Genomic DNA, 18438 nt, shown 5'->3' on the forward strand with positions numbered 1-18438 from the left:
GATTTGTCCGGGAGACTAAACTATTTGGAAGACCACTGCTCAAAGCGCGCGTTCAACTCCTCAATATGCGCTACCCAAAACCCCGAGTCAGTTTGTATCGCATGCGCGATGTTCTCGGGCGCGATGGGCAAGTCTTTAAGACGGGTTTTGTCAATTAAAGGTACCGCTTTTGAGTTCGCAGGACCGTAATCACGGATCTTAACGAACGAAGCCTGGGTCTCTGGTTTTGACCAAAGCGCTAAGAATTCGTTGGTCTCCTTCTCCGGTGCGTTTGCCGCTACCACCCAGTAATCGGTCTGATAGAAACTCTCGTCCCAGAGCATTCCCACATTCACGCCATCCTGCTGTGACTTCAGAAAGTCGGATGAGTAGATCGCGCTGAGAACGGTGTCGCCGGATGTCAGCGTCTGGATGGGTTGCGATCCACCTTCCCAAAAGATCAAGTTGTCCTTGATAGTATCGAGCTTGGCGAACGCTCTGTCGACACCTTCTGGAGTATTTAGGACCTTATACAGGTCGGCAGGTGCAACGCCGTCACCAAGTAGAGCGATTTCCAGCGCGTATTTTGGGCCGCGGCGAAGCGACCTTTTGCCCGGATATTTCTTTAGATCGAAAAAGTCCTTCCAACTTTTCGGTGCTTCTACAGTCTTATCCTTGTTCCAAGCCAATCCGACGCTCCAAAGAATGGTTCCCACGCCACACTCAGTCGCCGCGCCCGGAATATAATCGGACTTGTAGCCAACAACCTCCCAATTGATCGGCTTGAAGAGTCCATCTTGGCATCCGAGAGCTTCCTCCTCTGCTTCGACCTCAATAACGTCCCAGTTGGATACGCCGCTAGCAAGCTTCGCTCGCAACGTACCAATGCCGCCTTGCCAGGTGTCAAGGACAATCTGATTTCCCGTCTGCCGTGTATATGGGTCGTACAGAACCTGCTTGAGGCCTTCCTGGAATATGCCACCCCAGTCGACGACAGTGAGAGACTCAGATGCGTGCGCGCCAATCGGCACCAACAATGAGAGGCAAAAAGCCACGGAATTTACAATTTTCATTTTTATGTTCCCCTTTCGTTTTAGTTGGATCAATTAGTAACATTTCCCTCCAGCACACGGACTGTCGCCTCGTGAGCAGCCGCGAGACCTTTTACGAGCGTATCGATTTGGTCTCGGTCAATGATGAGAGGGGGACTCATGACGATAGAGTCCTTCACGCCTCTAACGATAATTTTCTCTTCGAGCGCGCGGCTTGACAGAATAGCCCCAGCGGATTGCGCGAACGTAGTAAGGGGCGTCCGGTCTGGTGAGAGTTGCACCGCAGCCAGCAAGCCAATACCGCGAACTTCACCTACAAACGGCTTTCCAAGAAACGTCTCTCGCAGTCTATCCTGGAGGTAGTGGCCAATGTCCTTCACATGCTCGACAATTTTTCGTTCGTCGTAGATCTTAATCGCTTCGAGAGCGACAGCCGCACAGACGGGATGCCCAGAATGCGTGAAGCCGTGGGAAAGTCCTCCTGCCCGACCCGTTTCTTCGGCCAGAGCGTCGTACAATTCCTCCGTAAGAAGGGTTGCGGATATCGGCTGGTAGCCAGAGGAGATCTGCTTTCCGCACGTCAAAATGTCTGGACGCAAACCATAGAGATCTGAGCCCCAGTATTCACCTGTGCGCCCAAATCCACATATGATTTCGTCAGCGATCAACAAGATGCCGTGTTTCTTCAAAACCGGCACGATTGCTTCGAAATAGCCTTCGGGAGGAACTATAACTCCTCCCGCTCCCATTATCGGCTCAGCAATGAACGCACCGATGGTTTCTGGGCCTTCCGACAGGATCAGCGCTTCAAGGCTGTGGGCTAGTCGCTTCGAGAACTCCTGCTCGGTTTCACCCGCCGCCGCGTAACGCCAATAATGCGGGCTGTCTGTGTGCCGCGAGATTGCCGCAGGCAAATCGAAGCCATCATGCATATTCGGTAGACCGCACAGGCTGGCCGCCATTGTCGTTGAACCGTGATAGCCGTCTTTGCGAGAAATGATTTTCTTACGGTTGGGTTTACCGCGCAGGTTATTGTATTTCCATACCAGCTTAATCGCCGTCTCGTTTGCCTCAGAACCGGATGTCGAGAAGAATACTCTCGTGAGGTTGCTCGGTGCACGGTCAATCAATTCACGAGCCAGCCGATCGGCCGGCGCGTGTGACGACGACATGAAAATATGGTAAAATGGGAGTTCGCTCATTTGCCGATAGGCAGCGTCGGCGAGCCGAGGCTCGCTGAACCCTAGCGACACGCACCACAAGCCGGCCATTGCCTCCAGATACACGGCACCATCGTCATTCGCGACGAAAACGCCCTTGCCGGTCTTCATCACTAGGGGCGGCTTTGTCTTCAACGCCTCCAGATTTGTGAATGGGTGAATAACAGCGCTTTCAGGAATATTTCTCATGTTGCCTCTGCGTAGCCTGGTTTTCGGAAATGTTACGCTGGTCCCGGAAGCCCGCTATCCGCTTTGCGAACGGTGAAACTTGACGCTTCACCGAAATAAAATTAGCATTTAGCAAATCGATTATAAAATAAAAAATGGGGACTAAAATGGTGAAGGTATCACAAACGCTTTCACGAAGCGTGAATGAGCAGGCTCGATCACTGGACCAATGGGACCAGCGTTACAACCAAATCTCTAGTGGTGAATTTAGTGGCACCACTGAAATGGTCGATTTTGAGGATCTCATGTTGGCCAGGGAAATGATGACCTCGCAGGTGGAACAGCGGGCAAGTCCACCGGAAGGTTTCGTCGCTTTTTCAATACCCTCAGTTCCAAATCAGATCGTCCACCTCGATGAGAAAAGGGAGCAAAACCGTGTGGGCCTGATGTGGAGCGGTACGCGCTATCATGCGATGACTGAGCGGGCGTCTCATATCGTTGTCGTTACTATGAGACAGCAAATGCTCTTCGGTGCTCTGGACGAGCTGGAAATGAAGTGCCCAAAAACAGGTTCGATTGCGGTGGGCAATGTGTCTGCTTTGTTCGAACGGTTAGACGGATTGCTCGCACTGATAAAGGCAAAACCCGAAATACTGTCTGATGATGCGTTTTGCCGACGAACCGTGGGGTACATCGTTGCGCAATGCGCTCGGGCAATCTCACAGGACGGCTCCCCGTTGGATTCAAAATCATCTTGGAGAATAGATCGGAAACGGATAGTCCGTGCGTCATGTGACGCTGCCGACGAGGCAGGTGTCGAACGAGCGACATTGGCGCTAATGCAAAGGACATGCAGAGTAAGTCCGAGGATCCTGCAATATGCATTTCAAGAGGTGCTTGGGATTTCTCCGCTTCGATGGCTTAAACTTGCACGGCTGAACAAAGCGCGCAGAGATCTCGAAAGCAATGCCTTTACGAGCGTTACCGACGCAGCTCTTTGTTCCTCGTTCAATCATCTTGGACGCTTCTCAACAAGTTACCGAATGCTGTTCGGAGAAAGCCCAAATCAGACGCTTCAAAAGTTCCAAGGTTGCGTGGCGGAATTGCCGGCAATGTAAGCCATTGCTAAATGATGGTCAGCCGTTTTTAAGCTCGTCAGCGGTTCCGCGGTCGTCTAGAGCTCGTCTCGAAGCCGCCTTAGTCGGTCTCCAATGAGCCCCGCAATCCCAATGAGAGATCGGCTCGAATCCCGTGCCGGCAAAAGAGGCATCCACTTCAGTTCATGAATTTGGCACAAACACCTTGAAATCTTGCATCCTCCTTGGATTGTCCCTTGAAACCCATCTACTTGCGGGAGCAAGCGAAAGACTCGGCGCGCTGCGGGATCTTGTCGAACCAGCTAACGGCAGCGCGCCCAAGAGTTCCATAAACTGGATTATGCTAGATTTACCCGTATTACGAGCATTACCATGAGATTTCGCCAAGCGCCTTCACATTCCGCTAATCCACATGGTGCCACTCTACGACACAATAACGACGCGACGGCTGAAGAGAGCAGATTTCATGAGTTGCCCGGCGGCCGCAGGCATCCCCGGCTGCCCGCTAGGACCATCGAAGACCGATCTCAGCGCTCATGCGCGGTCTCGCGCTACCGCTGACCGATGGTTCAGTCGGCACATCGCGGACACCGTAGATGCGACCGATTCCCCGCAAGCGCCTCAATATCTTTGACTGGCGTTGCTCCACCATGGAACTTGCATCCAGCGCCGTGAAACTGTGTCGCTACCGCGCATCGATTCACACATCGCAAGACTGGCTACAGGAGGCATCTGCCACAACTGCGGCCAGTTCTTCGACAGCAAATCGGAGGCCATCGCTCAGCTTTCGATCCTTCTGCCAAAAAATCACATAGTGATAAACTGCTCCAGGCTCGAAGAGCCGGAACTCAACGTCGAAACCAGCATATTCCCTCGCAATAATCTCATTCGTAATCGAGACACCGATACCTGCCATGACATAACCAACGTCGTGGCTATTCACATCATACTCAACGACAATTTCTGGCTGTGTTCCCATATATCGCAGCGCATTGACACTCATCTGATGAGACGCAAACTGCGGGTCGATGTCAATAATGGCTTCGCCGATAAGGTCTTCGGGCGTGACCACATGCTGCGAAGCGAACCGGTGATTTGGCGGAAACAGACACACATTGGTCGCCGTACCGACAGGCATCCAATCGAAGGTGCGTTCGTCGAGCGGCAATCGGGAAATCCCGAGATCCACCCTACCGGTTAAGACATGGTCGGCGATCTGCTGATAGCTCCCCGATTTGACCTGCACGGTATAGGAACGGCTCTTCTCGCGAATCTTTTTGACGACGAGCGGCAAGCTTCCAAATGAGAAGGCGCCTGGTGCTGCGATCCCAATCACGCGCGTGTCGTTGTTCCGGAGAAATTCGATTGACGGCCCAATGCGATCAAGACCGGCAAACGCCGCATCAATCGTGCGCAGAAGTTCCCATGCCTTATCGGTAGGACTCAATCTGTTGTTTTCCCGGCGGAAGAGTGCAAAGCCGATCGCCTCCTCCAACTGCCTGACGTTCTGACTAACCGCTGGTTGCGTTATTCGCAGCGCTTGCGCTGCAAGCCTTTCCGAGCCCGCGCGCATGACCTCTCGCAAGATTTGAAGCTGGCGGATCCTTACCGTTGAACCAACGATTTCCATTGTCGTCCCGTCCCTCAGTCCATGTTTCACACCACCAAGGCTATAAGCTATGCTTATTGAAATTTCGTTCATCTTATAAATTGACGATCCCGAGTCAAAGTATATTTTGGCCCGTAAGCCAGATTAATCACGAGTTAAATCAGATTAATCGTTCGCTATATGGTTGCGCATCCAGTTTTTTCCTTTTACTGAGAAAACATCTTTTCGATAAGCGGTAAAGTATACGATATTTAGAGGAGATATTGTTTTGCTCGACTTCATAGGCCAGTTCAGGCGTGGCCTGACGAACACGCTCATCGTCTTTTTCTTAAGCTGTGCGCTCGGAACCACATTAGGATTGCTTATCGCAATCCTCCGAAACTCACGCCGAAAAGCTCTTTCAGCGAGCATGCAAGCCTATACGGGGATCATTCGAGGTGTTCCGGAACTCCTCATCATTCTCCTCATGTATTTTGGCGGAACGGCTCTCCTCAGCGCGATCGTTGGTCGCTATATCGAGATCAATGCGTTCGCGGCCGGTGTAGCGGCATTGACCGTGGTGTTTAGCGCCTACGCTGCGGAGATATTTCGCGGGTCGATCAACGCAATTGCTGCAGGCCAGAGAGAAGCCGCCATGTCACTCGGACTGCCGCGCTGGCAAATTTGGCTTTTGATCATCATCCCCCAGATGATCCCGATCGCCTTACCAGCCTTCTGCAATCTTTGTATCTCTTTGATCAAGGATACGTCCCTGATCTCCGTCGTGGGGCTGACGGATGTCATGCGTGTCGCCTACGTCGGCGCAGGTTCCTTGCGCGCACCCCTCCCCTTCTACCTCGCCGCGTCTGCGATCTATCTTACACTGACGAGCCTTTCTCTGCTTTCGTTCAGGCTAGTTGCGCGTCGCTACCCTGTTTCCTCGGCGAAAGGTTGAAGCGATGAATACCACCGTTGTGCTTGAGGCGCTTTTCACCCTTCCCCGAGGCTTGGCTTTAACTTTAGCACTCACATTCGCATCGCTTGCCTCAGGCTTTGTGATCTCGATCCCGCTAGCGTTCCTACGCGCATCATCCAATCCATGCGCCTCTGTACCGGTGCTTGCCTATACCTATGCCTTTCGCGGCACGCCACTGCTTGTACAGCTTTTCCTGATGTACTACGGCGTCGCGCAGCTTCCGTTCGTCCGTCAGAGTTTTCTTTGGCCAGTGATGAGAGAACCGTTCTGGTGTGCATTCATCGCCTTCACGTTAAACAGTACTGCCCATACTACCGAGGTTCTTCGCGGAGGAATCCAGACGGTCCCGCGAGGACAGCTAGAGGCCGCCAGATCCTTGGGTTTATCCGGTTTTCATACGGCGCGGTTAATCGTCTTCCCACTCACGATCCGCATCGCGCTTCCGGCCTACGTCAACGAAGTTATTGGAATGCTGAAAGCGAGTTCACTCGCAAGCACGATCACCTTGCTGGAAATAACCGGCCTCGCTCGACAGTTGGTATCTGAGACATTCGCACCATACGAGGTTTTCGTCGTCGCCGGCGGTCTTTACCTGCTGCTTACGCTCATAATCACTCAAGCGTTCCAAATTCTGGAGCTGCGCTGGGCGCACCCGAACAAACCGTCCGTCTTCGCTCCTGATAACTCGAAGAAGCACCGGCCAAAACCATCGCTCGCCACCACGCCAACATGAAGCGGCGCTCGATATCAGCGCGGGCTCGCCAGAGCCCCAACCGTCAAACCCAACGATGATGAAGGGATTAAGGTTATGAAACGAACTGTCACGCTTGCACTATCCTCTCTGCTTCTATTGGCCATCAATTCGAATGCGATGGATCGAAAGACCATCACTATTGCCTCCGAAGGTGCGTCGCCGCCCTGGAATGCCATCAGCGCTGAAGGCAAACTGTTCGGCTTTGACGTCGAAGTCGGGCGGGAACTCTGCCGGCGCATGCACGTCGAATGCACCTTCGTGCCACAAGACTGGGACGGAATTATACCAGCGCTGACCGTCGGAAAATTCGACGCCATCATGTCCGGCATGGCGATTACGGAAAAGCGAAAGAAGTCCATCGCGTTTTCTCAGCCCTATGCCGGAGGCTTCAACCAACTCGTCGTGCGCAAGGATCTCAGGCTGCCGCCGACCGATACATCGGAGAAATTGAATTTGACGGCCATCGACGCCGGAAAACAGGCTGTCATTGATCAGCTTCGCACGGCCCTCACCGGCAAAACCCTGGGCGTTTTACGATCTTCGAATTCTGAAGCGGTGTTAAACGACTTGTTCGGTAAGGTGGCAACGATCAGGAGCTACGATTCCCAGGACAATATGCATCTCGACCTCGTGGCCGAACGCATCGACGGCGGACTTGCCGACTACTTCACATGGAAAGCATTTCTAGGTAGCAAAGATGGCGGGACCGCAACCTTATACGGTCCACAGCTCTCAGGTGGTTTGTGGGGGCCGGGGGTCGGTGTCGGCCTTAGGAAGGACGATCAGGAACTCATCACCGCGTTCGATAACGCCATCGAAGCCGCGACAAGAGATGGAACGTTAAAGCGCCTAAGCGAACAGTGGTTCAAAATCGATGTCTCGCCACAGGCCTCAAACTAGAGGCGCGCTCCGCCCGTGCCCTCTTCGAACAATAGGCTGAATGCATAGTCAGTCGATAATCCGAAAATCAAAGGGAGACTGTATGTCCGCGCCCTTTTCCATTGCTCTGACCGGCCAGTCGCTCATTCGTCACGACCTGAGATCGATCAGCGACCCGCAGCTCGATGAGATTGCCCAAATTCTCAAGGCGAGCGATGTCGCTTTTACCAATCTCGAGACGACCATTTATAGCCGTCATGGCGGCTGGCCGCTCAAGGGCTCCTACTTCGGGGCCGCGGCACCTGAGGTTTTGCCAGCTCTGAAGGAGTTGGGATTCAACAGCCTGGCTTTGGCGAACAACCATGCCTTTGATCTTGGCCCCTCGGGAATCCTGTCGACGCTGGAGGAGGTTGCGGCACAAAACTTCCTTCATGCCGGCATCGGTGTTGACCAACGTCATGCCGCCAAACCAGGGAAAAAAACATTCGGATCCAGGAACGTTGCGCTGATTGCAATCGATGCCGGCCCCGGACCGTCGTTCATGTATGCCGAGGATGCGAGCGAGGGCCGGATGGCTAGGCCCGGTATCAACAGACTGAAGGTATCGAGGGTATTCGATGTGGAGGTGGAAACCTTCAACGTACTTCGTTCTATACAAAGGCGATTTCTGAGTTCAAATCTCGAGCGGGCCAATTATGCCCAACCGGAGGATCCGCCTGAGGTCAACGACAAGACCGAAATCGATTTCTACGGAACGATGTTTCATAGAGCTGATCGCAATGTTCGCCGTATCGTGATCGACAGACATAGCGCCTGGGCCCAGCTCTCGACGATCGTGGAAGAAGCAAATGACGGCACGTTCGTCATCGTCTACTTGCATCACCATCACTGGGAACCGAGCTGGCAGCAGGTCCCCTCCTGGGTCCGGGAATTTGCCCATCACTGCGTGAACGCAGGCGCAGGCCTGTTCGTCAGCCATGGTGCCCCGGTCTTGCAAGCAATTGAGATTTATCGGGACACCCCGATTTTCTACGGCCTCGGAAACTTTCTCTTCCATACCGAGAAGGAAGAGCAGGAATGGAGCCCGCCGGAAGTTTGGAAGAGCGTTGTCGCGACCTGCAACTACGGCCCGGGCGGACGTTTGCGAGACATCAGCGTGCGTCCAATCGTAATCGGCGGAATTGAGGCACTGTCGGACCGAGACCGTGGCCGCCTACCCTTTCCTGTTCTGGTCGACGGCAAGATGGCGGAAGAGATACTTAAAGATCTCGCCGTGCGCAGTGCTGGCTTCGATACCATCCTATCCCAGGATAATGGGATCGGCCGGATCGTCCTTTAGGCGCGAACGCGGAAAAGCGCCGATGCGACAGCGCCGCATCCAATTTCCACGATCGGCGGCCCACAGCCGCCAATTTTTTCACGCTTTCCTAGCGATCAGCGTTCGGCTCCTCCTCCATCTCTTCATCAGCAATTGAACTGACGAGAGCGACAACGCGGCTGCGAACACGCGCTGGAAGCAGCAAAACGTCCTCAATCAGACGACGCCCTTCTGCAGTGGAAATATAGGCGATCCTTTCATCGACCTCGGTTGTGATGCGGCTGTCCTCGGACGTTGCAGGATCTGGAAGGCCTTCGAAGAACTTTGATACCGGGACCCGAAGGCGATTTGCGACCTCGTAGAGCATGGAGGCGCTGACGCGGTTCCGGCCGCTTTCATATTTCTGCACCTGTTGCAGGCTGACGCCGATGCCAGCGCCAAGATCGCCCAGCGATACATTCGACTGTATCCGGCGAATCCGAATCTGCTGCCCGACATGGAGATCGACAGGATGCACTGTTTCGCGTTCAGTTTTCGATAGCGCAGCTTGCGCGCGCCTTGATGATCGGATCTGGACGGCTGGTATGTGGCGATTCATGGTCGACACCCCGAATGGAGAGTTTCATGCGGTACGCCCCCGCTGAAAACTCGCTCAACCCACTGATCGGGGAGTTAGTAACCGTACACGACGGCCCTGTGGCCTTTAGTTCCGGGGAACCTGGACATACGCCACAGGCTCCCCGACCTAAAAGGTCAAGGAGTGTGATGCCGTATCGGCCGGCATCAACCGCGTGTAGGGGTTACTACGCCCCAAGGCAGCGCGTACTGCCTCATCGAAAAAGATAGTTGATATCCGTTTGCCGCGCAACCGAATTCGTCACAAGATTCAAAGACTTCGCCTCAAGGCACGCGTTCGCCGAGAGAGGGTAAGCTCTCCAGCTCGCCAATGAGATGTCGGTACAAACTATCGTTGCGCGATCAGGAAAATGCCCATTGCGGGCAATCTCTGCTCACCTTGCCAGATGAGAAATCGGCAGCCAGTTCCGCCCATAAAGGATCCTGCGTGAAGCTTAAAAGCGACCCGCAAGCTTCTTCGATGTCCATTCGGCGAAATCGATCAAGAAGCGTCGCAATCCCGCCTTGGCCGAGCGTATTCAGCAGCGAAAATGGTTCACAGGGCGAGGAAACAATCCGGTGACCCCAGGCACCCGGTCGCTGGTCCTCCGCCAGCGCGGAGAGAAGCTGCGCATCGCGATCGTCCGTTCTCAGCGCGTCACAGAACGCCCAGCGCATCAAAGGATAGTAGATTGTATGCCGACTTCCGCCGAGAACACGGACGCCGGGCAGGATCGATGTGACGATGAACATCAACAGAAGATTCGGAACGATCTGGCCGTTCTCGAGGGCTTCGACCAAACTTGCCGGCGTAAATTCAACGCGGATATCGTCCGCATCGGTCGACCGAAGAATGGGACCATTGAGGCAAAGCGGAATGAGCCGTCCATCGATACAGCCCCAGAAAAAATGCGTCGAGTTCTTCAGCCATCCTCGCCAGGCTGTATTGGTTAACCGATCGATGCACCCTAGGAGCTGTACGGCAAAGGCCCTGTCCTCGATCAGCCGGGTTCGCAGCCAGGATTGCTCGTCGCAAAGGTGATCTCTCACCAGATGGGCAACGTCATTGTCGTCGAACTGAAGGAAGTCGATCCCGTTGTCGAAATAGCACTGCCAGAGTTTAATGTTTGCCGCCTTGATCGCCTCAGCTGCCGAGGGAAATTCGTCGGACGGCAAAATACTGCGGAGGCTGGAAATTGCCTCTGAGTCGGCACCCGGCTTGGCGGCATTTTGAAGCTGAAAGCTGTAGCAATTGTTTCTGCCCAGGATGCTATATGGGATCATTTTGCTGCGCGACAGGCCGAAAACATTGATCGCCTGGCCATCAATTTGAAGCCAAGCGGGACCTTTACGGCCACGTTCCACGAACTTCACGGTCGAACAACCATAGGAGATATAACACCTCCTTCCGTGGGCGCGGAGCCCCATCAATGAGAACAGATGAGTATAAAATGCGTCAGGCTCAATCAGCAGGTGAAGGTGGGGGCCGGTCTGCAATACGGGCGCGGCCTGGATCGCTCCTCCAAGTCGAAATGCTTGCTCTTTCGAAAAACCCTGGCGCTGCGCCACCTTTACGATCCGTGACCGCAATAGCGACATGGCTTGGCTGCGCGTACCGCAATTGGGTTGGTGGCGCGCAACAGCGAAGACAGACTTGGCATAGGCTTCCACTGGCGCCTGCTCAAACCGTCGAGCCCACGGGAACAGCTCAAATATCAGAGCCAATACCTTACTCTTGGATATGAACTCTGCATCGATCGAGGTCTCCATTCCTCAAACAAGCCGGCTTTTCAGCGGCCCTCCCCGATCCCTTGTAAAATAAAGGAAGAGAGCAACGGCGATCATAACGGCGCCGAAAAACCCCAATATCTGTGAAGGCAGGACCGCGCTTCCGAGAAAGCCGATGATGCCATAGCCCAAAAGCCCGACCGCCACGCAAATTGTATGGATCTGGCTTCTGGCACGCCCCAACATGCCGACAGGGACGGTAGATTGAACTTGCACATCAATCAGAACCCGCGCGATGTTATAGCTCAGGCCGAGAATAGTCATTTGAAAGAGCGCGAAGACGAAGCTTGGGACGACCCAAAAGCCGAGAAGAAACAAGCCGGCGAGCCCCAAATGAACAAGAATGTTCTGCCGCCAACACCTGTGGCCTGAAAGAAAGCTTGCACAGCCAGCAATAGAACCAAAGGCCCATCCGGCCTCAAGGTAGCCGAATTGTACCGCCGTGCCGTCCAATTCATGGATCACATATGCGGAGGCCAGCACGTTCACGAGCATACCCATTGTGTAAATCAGAGCGTATATAGAGGCGCTGGCCTTCAGCGAGCGAAGTGTGCTCGTCGTCGGCAAGAGGTCCAGGCAACGGATGCCGTCCCTGATGGAGCGCTGTTGAGAAGAGGAGCGCTGCCATCGGTTGCGCATAGCCCACGGCGCCAACAGAGAGAGAATAAAGCAAACACCCGGTAGGACCGGCGTCAAGTCCGTGTCTTTGGCGGTGAGAGCGAATCCCGTGACGATGGCGGCGAGCAGATTGCCTGCCTGCATTCCAATATAGGAGGCCGAGTTGAAGGACCAAAGTTTTTCGGGACCGACGATTGACGGAATCAGTGCTTGCAATGCCGTCAAATGGGTTCTGTCGACGATCGCAAAGATCGTCCACGAGATATAAAGGATGAGGAGCGGGTCGACAAACGAGAGACCTACACCGGTCGACACCATCAGCGCCAGCCGAAGCAGATCACAACTCATGCAGACGATGCTGCGATCAAATCGATCGACCAGCGCGCCGCCGACATTACTCGTCAACAATTCGGCGGCGCTGCCGAGCGCGAGAAGAATAGCAAGGACGCTCGCGCCGTGGCTGACGTCGACGGCAATCCACGCTGTTAGCACGAAATAAGCATTGCGGCCGGCAGACGATGTCACAACGCAGCACAGATAGACGCGGCAAGCGACATTCCGGCCCATCAATATCCCGACTCCATCCGCAGTCCCTCCTGACAATTACATGAGGGCACCCTATTCCATTCAAAGGCCTGCGGCTTTCACGAAATTGATATTATTTCTGGCTCGGAACGAGCTTGTCCTCTCCAGACAGCACGGTATTCCGCGGGCGAAAGTCCCGTCTCGCGTCGAAATCTGGTCGACAGATGGCTTCCACTCGCATAGCCGCAGGCAAGCGCAACCTCAGTGACTGTCATCGCTGTCGTACGGAGAAGATCGCTGGCGCGTTCGAGACGACGTCGATTGTAGAAGGCATAAGGAGTGAGGCCTTGGGAGTGCTTGAATGCGCGGCAAAAGTGCTCATAGGTCACACCTGCTTCTTCGGCGAGCGAGCGCACGCTCGGAGGTCGATCGATATGGGCGTCGATTTTTTCAATCACTCTCTTCAGCTGCGCGGGCGCCATGCCCCCGCGGGGAGCCTTGCCTGATATTCGAGAACCGCGGTGCAAAAGTCCAAAGATGGCCGCCAGATGTCCTTCGACAATCAAGTCGCTTATCGGATCGTCATATGAAAGCTCGCCGGCAATCTGCCTCGCTAGGCATTGTATTGGTAGATCCCTAAAACCGAGCTTTGGGCGAAAACTACGGGTGCCAGGCAGCCTTGCAGACAAGTCGACCAGTAACTCGCTTGCAACCGTTATCATGAGATAGCAAGCCTCGGGGTCACCCTCATCCCAGCCGCTCCATCGGCAACCAGGCGGAATGTAAACGAGAGAACCGTCCTGACGGGGAGTAAAGCCGGCATTTCGTCCGTCAATGTAGTTTTCGCCTGACCTGGCGGCGCCTCGTATATTCAGAAAAATCAGGTGGTGATCCGTTACAACGTCGATTTCCTGCCGAGCTAAGCCGACCCGACGGACAACATCGGCGCGAGCGTGCTTCCAATGGCCATGCTTGTGAAGGACGACCCGCGCTTGCGACTGCTTTATTTTTTCGGGTTGAACGGCTGGAACGATCCCCACGTTGATTGGCTTCTCCTGTTTAAAGATCGCCGTAACCTATCTGATCAAAAGTTGTCGATCAAACGTCCTTTAACCTGAGGTCGAATTCTATATCAATTTCGTGAAAGCCCATCAAAATTGTGGATGCGAGAACCTGAGGATGAAGCTCATCTTACGAACGAGCATTATCGCGAGGAAGCCGCCGTGGCGTTCGTCGTCTCAGACTTACCTCGATCGTCCGGCATTCTCAATTTGCGTCTTTAAATCACCAAGCGGCGATAATGCGAGAGAAAGGCAGGTCTTTCGCATGCCCGAATTTGACGACTTTATAGCGGAATGCGACCGCGCACCTCGTCTCAACGAGCTTTCGGAGTTCTTTTCGACAACCGCATCGGGACAAGCAGGTAAGCCCATCCGCCAGCCTAAGCTTGATCGCCGCTTCTTTCCGCCGGATCTAACCTTCCGGCGCTTTTCAGCTCTTCACCCACTGCGGCAGGGCCCGTTCGATCAGCATTACCTCAGTAGCATCCCATACCGCTTCGAAGAGGAATGCCGCATGGGTTGTGCGATCCTCAAATATATGCGCGCGAGAAAACGAAAATTGAAACTCTACACATTGGGAGCAGCTGAGGGCACGATGGCGCGCGTGATAGCTGAACTCGCCGATGGTAGGGTCGAAGCACTATCGTGCAGCCCAAACATCGAGAACTTGAGGAGCTTTTATGCCTATGGGGTTCCTTCGCATGCCATGTTTTTCCATGGACCGTTTCATCATCTGACGCCTCAAAAGATCCAAAATGATGACAAGCTTCGGACGTTTGCAGGCGGCTTCGACATCATCGTCGAGGACACGACCTTCCAGATGTATTCGCCCAATCGCTTCGATCAAATTCGTTTTGTATCGCAGCATCTTAAAAGCCATGGACTCTTCATATTCATTGAGAAGTTCACGCATGAAGACGACGAGGAATATCGGCGGCGTGAACGGCAAAAGGACCATGGTTTCAAGGCCCGTTTTTTCAGCGCTGCCGACATTCGCGCGAAGGAAGAGACCGTTCTAACGCATATGAATCGAAACGAAGTCAGTCTGGTGGAAATCCGCGAGACGCTGCGTCATTTTTTCGGCCACACGATCGTCATCTGGAACAGCGGGAATTTTTACACGCTTGTCGCCAGCAACGACGCAGAAAATCTCGAGCTGTTCCTGTCGAGACTATACCCGGCCCCAATCCCGGCGGAATACGTCTACGCGGACCTGCCATATCGGCTTTATCCCGTATCCGAAGCCGTGCCTGTCTCAGACAGATCTGGACCCCTTCGGTGATACCGAGAATGGGCCATCGGAGCCATGCAACCGCGCCTCTCGTTATCCAGTGTCCGATTTATTCTAGAAGCTTTTGGAAAGGCGGAGCAAATTTGAGCAGCGATGGTCAGTCTATGAATTTCAACGCTCGCGGCCTTCACTGCGTCATGCGAAGAATTGGCTGCGCCAGCCTCGTCATTTTCGACAGAGATGGTCTCCTTCTGAGCCGGAAAAGTCCCTCCAGGGATCTCATGCTGGGGGACGTTAGCGACGAATTCGTTGAAATGTTACGAGAGCTGCGAGAGCTCAATCTTCGATTCGGCTTCATCTCGGACGAAAGAGGGATGGATGCTGTCTCATATGGGAGATCGGAATTCACCACCCTCACGAGCCTGCTCGATGAGTTGCTTCGCATTCGTAGTGCCATGCCAGATTTCTGGATGACATGGAGTGAACTCTCAGGAAATCGCGGCTCGAAACTTCGACATCGAGATGATTGGCGACAAAAGCGTGGCGCCGGAATGATCCGACGATCGATAGAGTTGTACGGGATCGACAATAGGGAAACCGTATTCGTCAGCGCCTCTGCAGCAGGACTCCTCGCCGCAAACACCGCGGATGTCACGTTCATCCAGGTTGTTGGCCAGGGAAGCGATTGTGTCATGCCACGCCGGATGGAAACGGAGGCGCAACAGCCAAGTCAATCTACAACAACGGAGATCGGACGGCTTCGAGCCACGATCGAACAGATATTGGGGCTGCCTCATCGCGCCGGACACCACTGCATCGGCGTCCGATCAGAATGATTGGCGGTGCGTCAGCGGTTGCGATCTCTGTCCTTTTGCCGTGGCGGTCGAAGCTTGATCGACTTAGGTATTTCCCGATCGCTCAGTCGCGTTTTCTCACGATCGCGATCTGATCGCTCCGTTTCGGACCTACCATGCTGCGCGTTGGACCGGGCGATACGTGACGCGTCGAGAGAGCGGTTGCTCGAGCTTTTGTTGACGATCCCCTGCTCGGCAATATGATCGCGGCCGGCCGCCGACTTCGTTTCCAGGCTGTCAGAACCGCGATTATTTTCACCGGTTTCGACGCGGTCGCGGTCCTTCGGGATGCGAGCGTCCAGCTGCAGTCCAACGACCTTTCCAATAACCTTTGTCGCCTGCTCGAACATCAGCCGATCGGATGGATTGACGATTTTCGCGGCAAGGCTTAGCGCGGTATTCGCGAGGGTTTCTTTCGCGGTCTTCGCCTGGGCGGCGCTGATGGGTGTCGATCGTAGCATGTGTTCTTCGCCTTTCTCTCTTGTGGGATCGCGGCCATCATGGACGGCTGTCTCAAGCCGGCGGTATTCGCGTTGTAGTCCGATTGATAAATCTCGGCTCAGCTCGCGCGCCGTACTAGGCGCAGATCGATCTTTCGCAATTCCGTCCAGCATTCTAATGACAAGTCCGACTGAGCGCCTGCTTTGTTCGAGCCGTCTCCTGGCGCGCTCCAGTCTCGGCGCGGTCGGCGTGTCGCGAAGCTTGGCCAGAACCTTGTCGACCACGTTGCTCGGGGCCGTGGCTCCCATCCGCCGGAACATCTCCCATTCCCAGCGTTTGACCGGCGGGGGGCCGGCACGTTCGATGCGTTTTTGACGATCGATAGCTATTCCACGTTCCCACGCCTTTTCGGCGAAGCGAGTGCTCCACTCCGTGAAGTCACGAATATTGGGATTGAGCATCTTGCCGCTGCTGTTACGCAGCGCAACGATCACATGCAGGTGCGGATGCTTATCAAGGTCATTGCGATTGTGGACGGCATAGGCATAGCGGTGACCGAAAAATTGCTCTCTCAGGAAATCGCGGCCAGCGAGAATGAACTGATCCCGGTCGACATTGGCCGGCCCCGACAGCAACAGATGCATGAAGTCCCGAGGCTGGCGTGTCTGCATGAGCGCCCCGACGATCTTGCCCTCCGCCGTGAGCTGCTTGTGATCGCTTGTTTTCAACTCGCGCCGTGCGACGCCTTGCTGATAGCGGCCGCTCTTTCCCGGACGCTCCTCTAAGTGCGTCTTGGTCGAAAGCGTCACTTCCGCGTCTCCGCGCTGCATCGCATGCAGCGCCGCCATGAACCCCTTCGGACCACTCGAAAACTCCGCCGGATAGCGCGAGACCGGCGTGATCCCCTCCGCACGCAATGCCTCGTCCAACCGTGAATCGATTGCATTCACGTCATCGATTTCAGCCACGACGCGATTCTGGGTGCTGCGGTCTGATCGGTCCCGCTTCTCATGCGCAATCACCAGCGCGAGGTTCAGACGGGTTTGGCCCTTCACGCCTTCGCTGACGCTGAATGCGTAGGTCCGATCCGTATCACCAACGTCGCGAAACCCTTCTGACGCAAGCGAGCTCAATGCGCGCGCAACGCGGCCTCGATCGGTGCTCTCGAGCTCATAGGTCAGCCGCAGCACGTCCTTGCTTCCTTTCCGGTTTCCGAACTCCCTCTCCCAGGATCGGACTTCTGCGCTGAGATCGGAGATTTCGCGGCCATCCTGATCGTGTGCCTTTTCTTCTTTGCTTTGATAGGCAAGAACGTTGCGTGCCGAGGCGGCACCTGCTCCATACGACAAAACCTTGACGACGACGGCGTTGTTGCCACTCGCTCGACTGAATGCTGTCGCTGCGCCAGCGTTGCGCGCTGCCGAGGGTAGCCCGACTTTCGTCCTCGGCGGCGCCTTTTTTGCTCCACCACCCCCGCCGCCGCGCCGTCGAAGCTCATCCTCGATGAGGTCCAAATAGCTCGGCAGCCTTCGGCCTTCACGCCTAGATCCGGAGCGACTTCTGGAGAGGTCGTTCATCGTGTCTCCTGATCAGGTCGGCGATAAAGGTGGACGGTCTGACGAAAGAAGCATCACGAATTGAATCAAGAGCTCCCATGATCTCGTCCAGCTTCGCCATGATTGCCGCCGCGAGGATGTCTTGATCGCTCCTTCCCGACAGAAACTCCTCGTTGCGGAAAGCGAGCTCACGAAGGAATTGATGCATGTTTCCCAACTGGCGGTCATGCTCTTCCAGGATCGCGGGTACATGCATGATCTCCCTAGTCACGATGAGCTTCGCGATGAGGTTGACCGAGATGTCGAGACGGCTGGCAAGCAGCTCCACGTTGCTGAGGACATGGGTAGGTAGACGGAACATGATGGCCGGTTCACGCATCTGCCTACAGCCCCCTCGCCTTCAAGGCTTCGAGGATCAGTCTGTGGGTCGCCGAGGAGAGTTGCTCATGCCGTTCCAGCGATACACGGAAAATCTTCGTCAGCACGTCGTCGTCGAGGTACAGGGAAATGCGCTTTCGCTTGGCCGAGCCAACGTTTACATCGGCTTGGGCTTTTACCGCCTGCTCCTCGCGAAGTTTGCTTTTCCCTGGAGAGCGACGGTGCTCTGACATCGTTTCCCGCTCGACGCCCGGCTCCTGCGTCTGGGAAGGATCCTCCGGCATGAGCTTGTCGAGATCTAGGCTGGTCGGCATGTAAGAGGTCGCATCCTCCTCTACGA

Annotated in this window: 17 protein-coding genes; 7 read left to right on the forward strand and 10 right to left on the reverse strand. The window is 54.8% G+C overall.

Annotation, left to right across the window (positions count from 1 at the left end; all coding sequences use genetic code 11):
* Positions 1-20 precede the first annotated feature (20 nt).
* Positions 21-1052 (reverse strand): extracellular solute-binding protein, encoded by a 1032-nt coding sequence (locus FHT73_RS24205; RefSeq protein ID WP_183715353.1) that lies wholly within the window; start codon positions 1050-1052, stop codon positions 21-23.
* 29 nt (positions 1053-1081) lie between these two features.
* Positions 1082-2440 (reverse strand): aminotransferase, encoded by a 1359-nt coding sequence (locus FHT73_RS24210; RefSeq protein WP_183715355.1) that lies wholly within the window; start codon positions 2438-2440, stop codon positions 1082-1084.
* 146 nt (positions 2441-2586) lie between these two features.
* On the opposite strand from FHT73_RS24210, the gene FHT73_RS24215 reads away from it, so the two are divergent.
* The gene (locus FHT73_RS24215) at positions 2587-3537 is read left to right on the forward strand and encodes a helix-turn-helix domain-containing protein (protein WP_183715357.1); all 951 of its coding nucleotides are present in this window, start codon (positions 2587-2589) and stop codon (positions 3535-3537) included.
* 679 nt (positions 3538-4216) lie between these two features.
* Here FHT73_RS24215 and FHT73_RS24220 read toward each other — a convergent pair.
* A complete protein-coding gene (locus tag FHT73_RS24220; RefSeq protein WP_183715359.1) occupies positions 4217-5146 on the reverse strand; it encodes a LysR family transcriptional regulator in 930 nt (309 codons plus the stop codon).
* Positions 5147-5393: 247 nt separating this feature from the next.
* Here FHT73_RS24220 and FHT73_RS24225 point away from each other — a divergent pair, with 247 nt between their 5' ends.
* The 4 genes from FHT73_RS24225 (at position 5394) to FHT73_RS24240 (ending at position 9052) form a co-directional block, all read left to right on the forward strand.
* Positions 5394-6059: an ABC transporter permease subunit gene (locus tag FHT73_RS24225; protein ID WP_183715361.1), complete on the forward strand. Its 666-nt coding sequence runs from the start codon at positions 5394-5396 to the stop codon at positions 6057-6059.
* A gap of 4 nt (positions 6060-6063) precedes the next feature.
* Complete coding sequence (locus FHT73_RS24230; RefSeq protein WP_183715363.1) at positions 6064-6813, forward strand: ABC transporter permease subunit; 750 nt, start codon at positions 6064-6066, stop codon at positions 6811-6813.
* A gap of 75 nt (positions 6814-6888) precedes the next feature.
* Complete coding sequence (locus tag FHT73_RS24235; protein ID WP_183715365.1) at positions 6889-7734, forward strand: transporter substrate-binding domain-containing protein; 846 nt, start codon at positions 6889-6891, stop codon at positions 7732-7734.
* Positions 7735-7816: 82 nt separating this feature from the next.
* Positions 7817-9052 (forward strand): CapA family protein, encoded by a 1236-nt coding sequence (locus tag FHT73_RS24240; RefSeq protein WP_183715367.1) that lies wholly within the window; start codon positions 7817-7819, stop codon positions 9050-9052.
* Between the two features lie 88 nt (positions 9053-9140).
* Here the strand turns inward: FHT73_RS24240 and FHT73_RS24245 are convergent, their stop codons facing one another.
* From FHT73_RS24245 to FHT73_RS29825, 4 genes are all read right to left on the reverse strand, one after another.
* A complete protein-coding gene (locus FHT73_RS24245) occupies positions 9141-9629 on the reverse strand; it encodes a helix-turn-helix transcriptional regulator (RefSeq protein WP_183715369.1) in 489 nt (162 codons plus the stop codon).
* 380 nt (positions 9630-10009) lie between these two features.
* A complete protein-coding gene (locus FHT73_RS24250) occupies positions 10010-11416 on the reverse strand; it encodes a hypothetical protein (RefSeq protein WP_183715371.1) in 1407 nt (468 codons plus the stop codon).
* 3 nt (positions 11417-11419) lie between these two features.
* Positions 11420-12619, reverse strand: coding sequence for an MFS transporter (locus FHT73_RS24255; RefSeq protein WP_183715373.1), 1200 nt, complete (start codon positions 12617-12619; stop codon positions 11420-11422).
* Positions 12620-12696: 77 nt separating this feature from the next.
* The gene (locus FHT73_RS29825) at positions 12697-13617 is read right to left on the reverse strand and encodes a helix-turn-helix domain-containing protein (RefSeq protein ID WP_183715375.1); all 921 of its coding nucleotides are present in this window, start codon (positions 13615-13617) and stop codon (positions 12697-12699) included.
* Between the two features lie 286 nt (positions 13618-13903).
* On the opposite strand from FHT73_RS29825, the gene FHT73_RS24265 reads away from it, so the two are divergent.
* Together FHT73_RS24265 and FHT73_RS24270 are read left to right on the forward strand one after the other, a co-directional pair.
* Positions 13904-14920 carry a class I SAM-dependent methyltransferase gene (locus tag FHT73_RS24265; RefSeq protein ID WP_183715377.1) on the forward strand — a complete coding sequence of 339 codons (1017 nt, stop codon included), beginning with the start codon at positions 13904-13906 and terminating at the stop codon, positions 14918-14920.
* A 92-nt stretch (positions 14921-15012) separates the two neighbouring features.
* Positions 15013-15705: a hypothetical protein gene (locus FHT73_RS24270; protein WP_246699144.1), complete on the forward strand. Its 693-nt coding sequence runs from the start codon at positions 15013-15015 to the stop codon at positions 15703-15705.
* Between the two features lie 11 nt (positions 15706-15716).
* Here FHT73_RS24270 and FHT73_RS24275 read toward each other — a convergent pair whose 3' ends face one another.
* Genes FHT73_RS24275 through FHT73_RS24285 form a run of 3 tightly spaced genes read right to left on the reverse strand, consistent with a single transcriptional unit; the run spans position 15717 to position 18412 of the window.
* Entirely contained in the window at positions 15717-17741 is a 2025-nt protein-coding gene (locus FHT73_RS24275) for a hypothetical protein (protein ID WP_183715379.1), read from the reverse strand.
* On the reverse strand, positions 17707-18099 hold the full coding sequence (locus FHT73_RS24280; RefSeq protein WP_183715381.1) for a hypothetical protein: 393 nt from the start codon (positions 18097-18099) through the stop codon (positions 17707-17709). The genes FHT73_RS24275 and FHT73_RS24280 overlap by 35 nt, the downstream gene beginning before the upstream one ends.
* A gap of 4 nt (positions 18100-18103) precedes the next feature.
* Complete coding sequence (locus tag FHT73_RS24285; RefSeq protein WP_246712214.1) at positions 18104-18412, reverse strand: hypothetical protein; 309 nt, start codon at positions 18410-18412, stop codon at positions 18104-18106.
* Positions 18413-18438 lie beyond the last annotated feature (26 nt).

Origin of the sequence: Rhizobium sp. BK098 (assembly GCF_014193155.1) — a bacterium.
Taxonomy (GTDB): Bacteria; Pseudomonadota; Alphaproteobacteria; order Rhizobiales; family Rhizobiaceae; genus Rhizobium.

Bases quoted from the DNA above. Each gene is read 5' to 3' on its own strand.
- FHT73_RS24240 (WP_183715367.1), top strand. From the start codon at position 7,817: ATGTCCGCGCCCTTTTCCATTGCTCTGACCGGCCAGTCGCTCATTCGT.
- FHT73_RS24250 (WP_183715371.1), bottom strand. From the start codon at position 11,416: ATGGAGACCTCGATCGATGCAGAGTTCATATCCAAGAGTAAGGTATTG.
- FHT73_RS24230 (WP_183715363.1), top strand. From the start codon at position 6,064: ATGAATACCACCGTTGTGCTTGAGGCGCTTTTCACCCTTCCCCGAGGC.
- FHT73_RS24285 (WP_246712214.1), bottom strand. From the start codon at position 18,412: ATGCCGACCAGCCTAGATCTCGACAAGCTCATGCCGGAGGATCCTTCC.
- FHT73_RS24210 (WP_183715355.1), bottom strand. From the start codon at position 2,440: ATGAGAAATATTCCTGAAAGCGCTGTTATTCACCCATTCACAAATCTG.
- FHT73_RS24215 (WP_183715357.1), top strand. From the start codon at position 2,587: ATGGTGAAGGTATCACAAACGCTTTCACGAAGCGTGAATGAGCAGGCT.
- FHT73_RS24265 (WP_183715377.1), top strand. From the start codon at position 13,904: ATGCCCGAATTTGACGACTTTATAGCGGAATGCGACCGCGCACCTCGT.
- FHT73_RS24245 (WP_183715369.1), bottom strand. From the start codon at position 9,629: ATGAATCGCCACATACCAGCCGTCCAGATCCGATCATCAAGGCGCGCG.
- FHT73_RS24220 (WP_183715359.1), bottom strand. From the start codon at position 5,146: ATGGAAATCGTTGGTTCAACGGTAAGGATCCGCCAGCTTCAAATCTTG.
- FHT73_RS24255 (WP_183715373.1), bottom strand. From the start codon at position 12,619: ATGGGCCGGAATGTCGCTTGCCGCGTCTATCTGTGCTGCGTTGTGACA.
- FHT73_RS24275 (WP_183715379.1), bottom strand. From the start codon at position 17,741: ATGAACGACCTCTCCAGAAGTCGCTCCGGATCTAGGCGTGAAGGCCGA.
- FHT73_RS24235 (WP_183715365.1), top strand. From the start codon at position 6,889: ATGAAACGAACTGTCACGCTTGCACTATCCTCTCTGCTTCTATTGGCC.
- FHT73_RS24280 (WP_183715381.1), bottom strand. From the start codon at position 18,099: ATGCGTGAACCGGCCATCATGTTCCGTCTACCTACCCATGTCCTCAGC.
- FHT73_RS24205 (WP_183715353.1), bottom strand. From the start codon at position 1,052: ATGAAAATTGTAAATTCCGTGGCTTTTTGCCTCTCATTGTTGGTGCCG.